The 10457-nt window shown below is 51.5% G+C and carries 6 protein-coding genes and 1 pseudogene; all 7 read left to right on the top strand.

Going from position 1 to position 10457, the window contains the following annotated elements:
• Positions 1-681: pseudogene (locus ACE5KN_RS30945) on the top strand (collagen-like repeat preface domain-containing protein); the annotation flags it as partial.
• 232 nt (positions 682-913) lie between these two features.
• Positions 914-2017: a glycosyltransferase gene (locus ACE5KN_RS30940; protein WP_375528902.1), complete on the top strand. Its 1104-nt coding sequence runs from the start codon at positions 914-916 to the stop codon at positions 2015-2017.
• Between the two features lie 34 nt (positions 2018-2051).
• The gene (locus ACE5KN_RS30935; RefSeq protein WP_375533328.1) at positions 2052-3158 is read left to right on the top strand and encodes a glycosyltransferase; all 1107 of its coding nucleotides are present in this window, start codon (positions 2052-2054) and stop codon (positions 3156-3158) included.
• A gap of 969 nt (positions 3159-4127) precedes the next feature.
• Positions 4128-5990, top strand: a complete 1863-nt coding sequence (locus ACE5KN_RS30930) for an alpha-helical endospore appendage domain-containing protein (protein WP_375533327.1) — start codon at positions 4128-4130, stop codon at positions 5988-5990.
• Positions 5991-6230: 240 nt separating this feature from the next.
• On the top strand, positions 6231-7337 hold the full coding sequence (locus ACE5KN_RS30925; protein ID WP_375533326.1) for a glycosyltransferase: 1107 nt from the start codon (positions 6231-6233) through the stop codon (positions 7335-7337).
• Positions 7338-7472: 135 nt separating this feature from the next.
• A complete protein-coding gene (locus ACE5KN_RS30920) occupies positions 7473-8561 on the top strand; it encodes a glycosyltransferase family 2 protein (RefSeq protein ID WP_375528905.1) in 1089 nt (362 codons plus the stop codon).
• Between the two features lie 680 nt (positions 8562-9241).
• The gene (locus tag ACE5KN_RS30915) at positions 9242-10144 is read left to right on the top strand and encodes a transposase (RefSeq protein WP_375533325.1); all 903 of its coding nucleotides are present in this window, start codon (positions 9242-9244) and stop codon (positions 10142-10144) included.
• Positions 10145-10457 lie beyond the last annotated feature (313 nt).

Genomic DNA, 10457 nt, shown 5'->3' with positions numbered 1-10457 from the left:
TCGACAGGGGCAACTGGGGCCACCGGAGCAACGGGAGCAACCGGGGCGACAGGAGCAACTGGGGCCACCGGAGCAACGGGCTCGACCGGCGCAACAGGAGCCACCGGGGCCACCGGAGCAACAGGCTCGACCGGGGCAACCGGGGCCACCGGAGCAACAGGCACAACTGGTGCGACAGGAGCCACCGGGGACACGGGAGCCACCGGAGCAACAGGCTCGACCGGAGCAACCGGTCCAACAGTGACCGCAAATAATTTGACGGCTGTAACGAATCGGCCTAATAACGTCGGCGGTCCTATTGTGGCTCCAGGCGGTTCTATACCGCTTGATTCGAACGCTACCAGTAGCGGAACAGCAATTAATCATGGTGCCGGTTCACCCACGATCACTCTAAACCCGAACCAGACCTATTACGTCTCCTATAACACGAATGTGTATACACCAACACCAGGGATTTATGCTGCAGCACTCGAACTGAATGGCAGTCAGCTTATAGGGACACAATCAAACGTTAACGTTACTAACCCGCCTGCAGACACAACCATTGAAGCATACGCCCTCTCGGGAGGAACTGTTGTGAGTACTGGTGCGGCCTCCGGTCAATTGACACTGAATAACGCCGGGACTGGTACCACCACCAGCTTTAACAATATTGCTGTATCGGTTATTAAGCTCGCCTAATCCAGCAGAATTTTGGGTACCCTTTGGACGTTTATACAGTTCCGAAGGGTACCATTTTATACTGACATCATGTCTCAAGACCGCCCACGGAGCTGTGGCTTTTAATAAGAAATCATATGTTGGTCTGAGACGGGCCGTCATAGAATACAATAGAATGACAGATAACTTGAGGTTGTACATAGGCATTTCTGAACGAGGGATTTATCCGTACTTATTGCAAAGAGGTGGATTTATGGATAAACCACACATCTCGTTATGCATGATTGTGAGGAACGAAGAAGAACTTCTTCCAAAATGCCTTAGAAGTGTTCAGCGCATCGTGGATGAGATCATTATTGTGGATACCGGATCTACAGATGAAACCGTTGCGATTGCGAAGAACTTCGGAGCCAAGGTCGTTCAGATGCCGTGGCGGGACAGCTTTGCAGCCGCCCGTAACCGGAGCTTCGATGAAGCGGCAGGGGATTGGATACTCTGGCTGGATGCCGATGAAGAAATGGATGTGGATGAAGCTGATAAGCTCAAGGAGCTGCTGACCCGGGATACGGTCCGCGATCAGGGGATTGAGGGAATACAATTTGTGTTCTGCAATTATCTTGAAGGGGGCGGCGTGGAATACAGCCATCTACTGAGAATGGTTCGGAACCGGCCGCACTACCGCTTTGAAGGCAGGATTCATGAACAACTTCTGCCTAATATGCTGAAATTCAATCCTGAGCTAAAGCTCGGACAGGCTGATATTCATGTCTATCATTACGGTTACCTTTTCGAGAATATTTCCAGGAAGAATAAAATCGAACGAAATATATCGCTGCTGCTTCAGGCGATACCGGAGCAGCCGGAGCATGCGCTTTATCAATATCATTTGGGCGTGCAGTTATTCCGGGTCAAGGATTATGAGGGAGCGCTCCGGCAGTTTAATGTATTTTTAGATAGAGCGGCTAATCCTCGCTTAGGGGGAGTAGCCAATGCATATAAATACAAGCTCGTTACCCTGGCAAAAATGGGGCGTTATCACGATTTGGTTCACGACAGCGCACAAGGTATTGCCTTGTTTCCCGGATTCACGGATTTGTATCATCTTGAGGCGATCGGCTTCGAAGGGCTCGGGGAAATCGACAGGGCCATTGATTCATTGCGGAAAGCGCTCAGCATCGGTCCAGCCGAAGAAGGATATCCGAGTATGGCAGGGCACGGAACTTATTTAACTTACCGGGACCTTGGGCAATTGTATGCATCTACCGGAAACTCAAAGAATGCGGACCTGTATCTTACACTGGCAAGTCTGACGGGCGGCGCAACCCGGATCACTTTCAAAGAGGAGCCGGATGTTTAAAGCTTATTGCATTTTAGCTTATAAGAGGTGGGTTATGAGTCAACCAAGCATTTCGTTATGCATGATCGTCAGGAATGAGGAAAAATATCTTCCGAAATGCCTCAGCAGCGTCCAGCGTATTGTAGATGAGATCATCATTGTGGATACCGGATCCACGGACGATACGGTGGCGATTGCCAAGTCCTTCGGGGCCAAAGTCATCCAGATGCCATGGCAGAACAGCTTCGCGGACGCCCGTAACCGGGGCTTCGATGAGGCGACAGGGGACTGGATTCTCTGGCTGGATGCCGATGAAGAGATGGATGTGAATGAAGCCGAGAAGCTCAAGGGGCTGCTGAGTAGGGATGCTATCCGTGAACAGCGGATCGAGGGCATTCAATTTGTGTTCTGCAATCACCTTGAAGGGGGCGTCGTCGAGTACAATTATCTGCACCGATTGGTTCGGAACCGGCCGGAATACCGCTTTGAAGGCAGGATTCACGAGCAGATTCTGCCCAGTATGCAGAAATTCGATCCGGATCTGCAGCTTGGACAGGTGGATATTCATATTCATCATTACGGTTATCTGGCGCAAAATGTAATCAATCAGGATAAAGTACGCCGCAATATAACGCTGCTTCAGCAATCCATGGCGGAGTATCCGGAATATCCGCATTATTATTATTATTTGAGCGTGGAGCTATATAGAATTAATGGTCTGGAGGAAGCTCTCCGCAATATCAATATATTTTTGAACAGGGCGGAAGCTGATACTGGAAAGGCGCTGCTGGCCAGTGCGCATAAATACAGGCTCATTATGCTGGCAGATCTGATGCGTTACGATGACCTGATCCGCTGCAGTGAGGAGAGTATATCCAAATTTCCCGAATTCACGGACTTATATCATCTGAGTGCGGCTGGCTATCAGTCACTGGGGAAAACCGGCAAGGCCATGGAGCTGTTACGGAAAGCGCTGAGCATGGGTCCCGCCGAGGAGGGGTATCCGAGCGTAGCGGGACATGGAACTTTTTTAACGTGCCGGGACCTTGGCATACTGCACAATTGTATAGGAAATCCGAAGAGCGCGGACCTGTATTTTACACTGGCGAGTGTGATGGCCGGCGAGGCGAGACTCAGATTTAAGGAGCCTCAGGTTTCTTGAGATTCCAGAAAGTATAAATCATACGAATGCCACGGCAGGACAGCTTCGCGGATGCCCGCCACCGGAGCTTCGATGAAGCGACAGGGGAAAGCTGAGTAAAGCCGAAATATTCCCACGCCAACCTTCACACGTTAACACGTTCCTGAAGGGTGGCCACTTTCATTTACCCCCTAGTTCAGGTTGCATTCCAACCGGATTGCTCTTGAGTGCTATGTTCTTTCTTGAGCACTGCCCCATTCGATTGGTCGTCCCCTTATCTCAACGTTTACGGAAATCCACTATTTGGCGTAATGCGACGGCGTTTGCTTCCAGTCTTCATTCGCATCCGTCGAACGGAACAGACGTGTCGGAAGTATACTTGCAGTGAACAAACCAATGTTCTTATATTTCTGCATCAGTCTTAGAATATAGCAGTGGGGAGTAAGGGCCAACTGGTCCAACAATAACGGCGGCGGATAATTTAGCTACATACATACTGGAAACAGCGAAGTTGTTTCAGGAAAAGGAGCCATACCTCTTAAAATGAAATATTTTATGGCAGTATCAGCAGGCAATACAGGCTATGCTTCAACATTTGCCGATGTGAGTGAACCTTCAGACGAAGTACACCATTTTGAATATTAAAACCATGCCGGAACAAGATTGGGACATCATCGATAACATGATCAAGGACGGCCGTTCTAGATATGTTTCAGATTATTTTCGCTTTCTGCATCACTCGTTCATCCAAAGTCAAAAGTAACCGATGTTGCGTTGCTCGAAAAGAAAAGAGTGTCAAAACAAAGACCGCATCATGGGAACTCCTCATGATGCGGATTTTGTTTTAGTCTCTTCCGGTTCTATCAGAAACACATGATAGAAAGGGTTGAACCTATTTTTTGAAAAATGGGCAGAACCGGGCGTTTACCTAACACTACCGAAAGTGAGTGGGAATATGTTGGATTATCAAAGATGAAAGGGGAGGTATGAGTGTCTCAAGCCAATCTGCCTAATATTACGCCAACGATCACAATTACAAGAGATGATGCCATATCATTAATCGTTGCCTCAATAGCGATGGAAGAACTGGGGCTCAGTCATATATTGAATGCGGAAGGCGAGAAGCTTCAGTATGTACTGGGGACATTGCCTGGTGTATCAGCACCACCCGCAACAATTAGTGATATATTGGCCGTAAATGAAAGCATTCGGAAAACGCTTCAAGAAACGGTCAATAAAGACTTTGTGCTGAGCAACAAACTGGAAATGGCTTTGACAGCCACCAATCTTGTCGGCCCGCCCGGTCCAACCGGCCCGACAGGCGGTGGAGAGATACCAGTAGGTATAACGGGTCCAACAGGTTCGATAGGTGCGACTGGTCCGGCGGGAGCAACGGGTTCGACAGGAGCACCAGGGGCCCCCGGTCCAGCGGGTCCGACAGGAGCGCCGGGGTTATCTGCGTATCAACTCTGGATTCAGCTTGGCTACACCGGAACGACTCAGGAGTTCATTGACAGCCTGAGAGGAGCAACCGGAGCAACGGGAGCAACAGGTGCAGCAGGTTCCGCAGGTGCAACCGGAGCAACGGGCCCAGCTGGTGCAACCGGAGCGACGGGAATAGGAGTAACAGGCCCTACCGGAGCAACAGGCGCAACCGGTGTAGGAGCAACAGGCGCGACAGGTGCGACAGGTGCGACAGGTGACGCGGGAGCGACAGGTGCGACAGGAGCAACGGGTGACGCGGGAGCGACAGGGGCAACGGGTGATACCGGAGCGACAGGCGGAACTGGTGCAACCGGAGCGACGGGAGTGGGAGTAACAGGCCCGACCGGCGCGACTGGGGCGACCGGTGACACTGGAGCAACAGGCTCGACCGGAGCAACAGGCTCGACCGGAGCCACCGGGGACACCGGAGCAACAGGTGCGACAGGCTCGACGGGAGCCACCGGTGACACTGGAGCAACGGGCTCGACGGGCGCAACAGGAGCCACCGGAGACACTGGAGCAACGGGAGCGACAGGCTCGACGGGAGCCACCGGTGACACCGGGGCAACAGGCTCGACGGGCGCGACCGGAGCCACCGGAGACACTGGAGCAACGGGCTCGACGGGCGCAACAGGAGCCACCGGAGACACTGGAGCAACGGGCTCGACGGGCTCGACCGGAGCCACCGGTGACACCGGGGCAACGGGCTCGACGGGCGCAACAGGAGCCACCGGTGACACCGGGGCAACAGGCTCGACGGGCGCAACAGGAGCCACCGGTGACACTGGAGTAACGGGCTCGACGGGCTCGACCGGGGCCACCGGGGACACCGGAGCAACGGGCTCGACGGGCGCAACAGGAGCCACCGGTGACACCGGAGCAACAGGAGCGACAGGTGATACCGGTGTAACAGGGCCGACGGGTCCAACAGTAACTTTTAACAATTTGACGGCCGCAGTTGATCAAGGCGCATCCGGACCTCTCGTGGCTCCAGGCCAATCGGTACCGCTTGACATTACAACGACTTTCAGCGGAACGGCCATCACTCACCCTAATGGTTCCCCTACGATCTTCCTGGCCCCGAATCAGCAGTACTATGTCTCGTATAACTCAAATATTGTTACAGAAACGGGTGCGGGTGGTACAGCTACGGGGATTTATTCTGCCGTTTTAGCTCTGGATGGCAACGGACTTCTCGGAACTCAAACAAATGTTAACGTTAGAGGAATAACTGCTGACTCCGTGAATGTCGGAGGTTCAACCGTCATTCAGACCGGGGCGGGAGGAGGTCAGTTGACCCTTCTCAACCAGGGCACTGCTTCTAATACTTTTGCTAATACAGGTATAACTGTGGTCAAGTTGGCTTAATTAAGCATAATTTTAGTTCCCCTTCGGACGTTTATACCGTTCCGAAGGGTTCTTTTACATTGCTTTTTCATAGACATAACGTTTGAAGGCCATCCGGAGAACTGAGGCTTGTTATAATGAATCCTATGTTGGTCTAAGACAGGCCGTCATAGAATACAATAGAATGACATATAAATGGAGATCGCACATACACATTCCTGAACGAGGGATCTATCCGTACTTAGTGTAAAGAGGTGGGTTATGGATCAACCAAGCATTTCGTTATGCATGATCGTCAGGAACGAGGGGAAATATCTTTCAAAATGCCTCAGCAGCGTCCAGCGTATTGTGGATGAGATCATCATTGTGGATACCGGATCCACGGACGATACGGTGGCGATTGCCAAGGCATACGGGGCCAAAGTCATCGAGATGCCGTGGCAGGACAGCTTTGCGGACGCCCGCAACCGGGGCTTTGATGAGGCGACAGGGGACTGGATTCTCTGGCTTGATGCCGACGAAGAGATGGATGGGAACGAAGCGAAGAAGCTCAAGGAGCTGCTGAGCCGGGATGCCATCCGTGAACAGCGGATCGAGGGCGTTCAATTTGTATTCTGCAATCACCTTGAAGGGGGCGGGGTCGAGTACAATTACCTACACCGATTGGTTCGGAACCGGCCGGAATACCGCTTTGAAGGCAGGATTCACGAGCAGATTCTGCCCAGTATGCAGAAATTCGATCCGGATCTGCAGCTTGGACAGGTGGATATTCATATTCATCATTACGGTTATCTGGCGCAAAATGTAATCAATCAGGATAAAGTACGCCGCAATATAACGCTGCTTCAGCAATCCATGGCGGAGTATCCGGAATATCCGCATTATTATTATTATTTGAGCGTGGAGCTATATAGAATTAATGATCTGGAGGAAGCTCTCCGCAATATCAATATATTTTTGAACAGGGCTGAAGCTGATACTGGAAAGGCGCTGCTGGCCAATGCGCATAAATACAGGCTCATTATGCTGGCAGATCTGATGCGTTACGATGACCTGATCCGCTGCAGCGAGGAGAGTATATCTAAATTCCCCGGATACACGGACTTATATCATCTGGGTGCGACTGGCTATCAGTCACTGGGGAAAACCGGCAAGGCCATGGAGCTGTTACGGAAAGCGCTGAGCATGGGCCCCGCCGAGGAAGGATATCCGAGCGTGGCGGGACATGGCACTTATTTAACATGCCAGGACCTTGGCATATTGCACACTAGTACCGGAAATATGAAAGGCGCGGACCTGTATTTTACACTGGCGAGTGTCATGACCGGCGATGCGAGGCTCCGGTTTCAAGATTCCCAGGTTTCCTAAGATTCCAGAAAGTATAAACCTCTTGGTATACCATTCCTGGGATCGCAAGAAAAACTACTGCTAAATGCGGTCTGGCTTCTTTGAATGTACGTCGATAGACGTTTTTCTTTAGATTAGCCCCATATGAGGTGAGCTATGGAGCAACCAAGCATCTCGTTATGCATGATCGTCAGGAACGAGGAAAAATATCTTCCGAAATGCCTCAGCAGCGTCCAGGGCACTGTGGATGAAATCATTATTGTGGACACCGGTTCTACGGATGATACGGTGGCGATCGCAAAGTCCTTCGGGGCTAAAGTCATTCGGATGCCGTGGCAGGGCAGCTTTGCGGACGCCCGCAACCGGAGCTTCGATGAAGCGACAGGAGACTGGATTCTCTGGCTGGATGCCGATGAAGAGTTGGATGCGGAAGAAGCCGGCAAGCTCAAGGAACTGCTGGCCCATAATGATGCCCGTGAGCATGGAATCGAGGGCATTCTATTGGTGGTCACCAACCTCTTTAAAGGCGGATTGGAGTACAATTCTCTGCTTCGAATAGTTCGGAACCGGCCGCAGTACCGCTTTGAAGGGAGGGTTCACGAGCAGATTGTCCCCAGTATGCTCAAATTCACGCCTGATCTGAAAATTGGCCAAGTTAACATTCATGTCTACCATCACGGTTATCTGGTCGAGAATGTTGTCGATAAGGATAAAGGGCGCCGTAATACCACGTTGCTTCGCCAAGCGATGTCAGAGCAGCCGGATGCAGGGCATTATTTATACTTTTTGGGTGTCGAGTTATACAGAAGCAGAGACTTGGAGGGGGCGCTCGATCAATTTAATGAATTTTTGAGCAAAGAGGACGATTTTGGGACACCGCTGCTGTCCAGTGCTCACAAATACAGGCTCGGAATCCTGGCGGACATGGGGCGTTATGACGATCTGGTCAGGCACAGCGTGGACAGTATTGCTCAATTTCCCGGATTTCCGGATTTGTATCATCTGCAGTCCATCGGTTACAAGGGTCTGGGGGAAATCGACAAGGCCATTAGTTCATTGCAGCAGGCGCTCAGGGTCGGTCCGGCCGAGCAGGGATACCCGTCCATCGCGGGATTCGGGACTTATTTAACATGCCGGGACCTTGGCCTATTGTTCGAATCCGCCGGTAGATCGGAGGACGCGGACCTGTGTTTTACGCTGGCTGCTCTGAAGGTCGACAATGCGAGGATGACCATGAGCAGCTGAGTAAAATAAAAAAGAGGCATCCGTCTCGAATTTCCAATGGCAGATGTCTCTTTTAGTTTCTCAGTGACCTATGAATGGAACCAATATCTTCTGGTTGTCTCTCAACCAACAAATTTAGCTTATGATCCACTTTTTCCTGTTTATTATGTACAGATAAACTCATGGTCGATTCTCTCAAGTCTATCATGTACAGGTGCAAGTTTCTGATCCAACAGTTGCTCGATTGCTTTTAAGAATTCTTCATTCACATTATCACACTCCCATATGATCAGTATGTAACTGGGCAAAACGGGGATCCACAGCTGGAGTTGACGCTGAATCAGCAGACATCTTTTTTCTAGCTTTCTTGGAAGAAGGGGATTCACCCCACTCAGAGTGAGACGGGTGTCTATAGGGTATGGTGTTTGGTGTCCGTTGCCTGAAACCTGATACCTGATGCTTGTTGCTTGTTCCCTGATGCCTGTTGCCTCTTCATACAGCCTTGCATGATTATCCCGTTTGCTCAGAATGGGTTGAGGTGAGCCTAGAGAAAGGAATAAAGAGAAAAGAGATCAGAGAAAAGAGATAAGAAATAAAAAGGCAGCTCAAGTGGGGTGTTCGGCTTGAAAGAGGAACATATGTTTGGTATGATGAGAAAAAGAACTTACGTTCGTGTATCATTGATTCGGGGGTGAGCAGACATGGAAGTCCAAACGGAAACAGAACTTCAATCCTTTAGCAGCCGTTTTCACAACGAGCAGGACTGCATGAAGGCATTGATCACGATGAAGTGGCCGAACGGCTTTGTCTGCCCGCGTTGCGCTCACACCCGCTGCAGCCGTCTGACTTCCCGGCGCATTCCCTTGTTCGAGTGCGCCAGGTGTGCGCATCAAACGTCGGCTTTGGTCGGCACGATCTTTGAACGCACCCATCTCCCCCTGACCAAGTGGTTCCAGGCGCTGGAGTTGTTCCTGCTGCCCGACGGCATCTCGGCGATGCGGCTGAGCCAGGTGATCCAGGTCACCTACAAGACCGCCTGGCTGATGCTCCACCGCATCCGCCATGCCATCGGGGAGTTCGATGTCCGGGAGCTGCTCTGCGGAGACGTGAAGGTGAACAGCGACCTGTATGGGCGTAATCCGGCCCGGCCACAGTTTCCTCATCCGTATGCTTCGGCAGTCGTAGCGGGATGTACGGTCACGGAGTCGGGCGGGCCGGAGCAGGTCAAAATCCGTCTGGTCTCGCAGATAAGGGGAGATGGGTACGGAGCGAATCGACTCGAACTCGCTGCGTTTATCCATGAACAGGTAGATGTCCGTGCATCGGCGGTACAGTCGTTCCCTCAAGCCTTTCGGCTGTATAGACCCTTGAAGAAAGTCGTGAGCGAGGCGTGGACATCGCTGAAGCGTACATATATTGCCTTGGGCACCAGACATCTGCAGGCGTACCTCAACGAGTACACCGTACGCCGACGATTGCGCCTGCCCGGAGGGGAAGAATCGATGTGGCAGAAGTTGTTGTCCATGAGCGTGGCGATTCCGGCGATCCCTTACCGCCGATTGATTGCGCGCCAACCGGTTCAGCTTCTTGCGGCAGCGTCCTGATCACAGGGCTTGAACGAGGAAAGGTGAGCATGATGTGCGTGGCTTGAACCGGTGTGGGTTAGGATGAACGAGGACATCGAAAAAATTCAGGTTCAAGCGGCAACGAGGGCCAGACAGAGTCTTTTATTATTTCAGGGCTTTGCTCCGAACCCCCTTCTTCTCTCTCAGTCGGTTTCACATCACCTAAACGCTCTGCTTTCTGCTAAGATCACCTTATAACCTCGAACCGATCTGCTTTCTCTTGAGATCGCCTCATGATCTCGAACCGATCTGCTTTCTCTTGAGATCGCCTCATGATCTCGAACCGATCTGT

The sequence above is a fragment of the Paenibacillus terreus genome, assembly GCF_042138595.1.
Lineage (GTDB): Bacteria > Bacillota > Bacilli > Paenibacillales > Paenibacillaceae > Paenibacillus > Paenibacillus terreus.
Note: the sequence above shows the minus strand (reverse complement) of the source record. Positions and strands in the feature narration are given on the sequence as shown.

What these genes read in the sequence shown, in the direction of transcription:
- ACE5KN_RS30940 (WP_375528902.1), top strand. Translation starts at nt 914, where the DNA reads ATGGATAAACCACACATCTCGTTATGCATGATTGTGAGGAACGAAGAA.
- ACE5KN_RS30920 (WP_375528905.1), top strand. Translation starts at nt 7,473, where the DNA reads ATGGAGCAACCAAGCATCTCGTTATGCATGATCGTCAGGAACGAGGAA.
- ACE5KN_RS30915 (WP_375533325.1), top strand. Translation starts at nt 9,242, where the DNA reads ATGGAAGTCCAAACGGAAACAGAACTTCAATCCTTTAGCAGCCGTTTT.
- ACE5KN_RS30925 (WP_375533326.1), top strand. Translation starts at nt 6,231, where the DNA reads ATGGATCAACCAAGCATTTCGTTATGCATGATCGTCAGGAACGAGGGG.
- ACE5KN_RS30935 (WP_375533328.1), top strand. Translation starts at nt 2,052, where the DNA reads ATGAGTCAACCAAGCATTTCGTTATGCATGATCGTCAGGAATGAGGAA.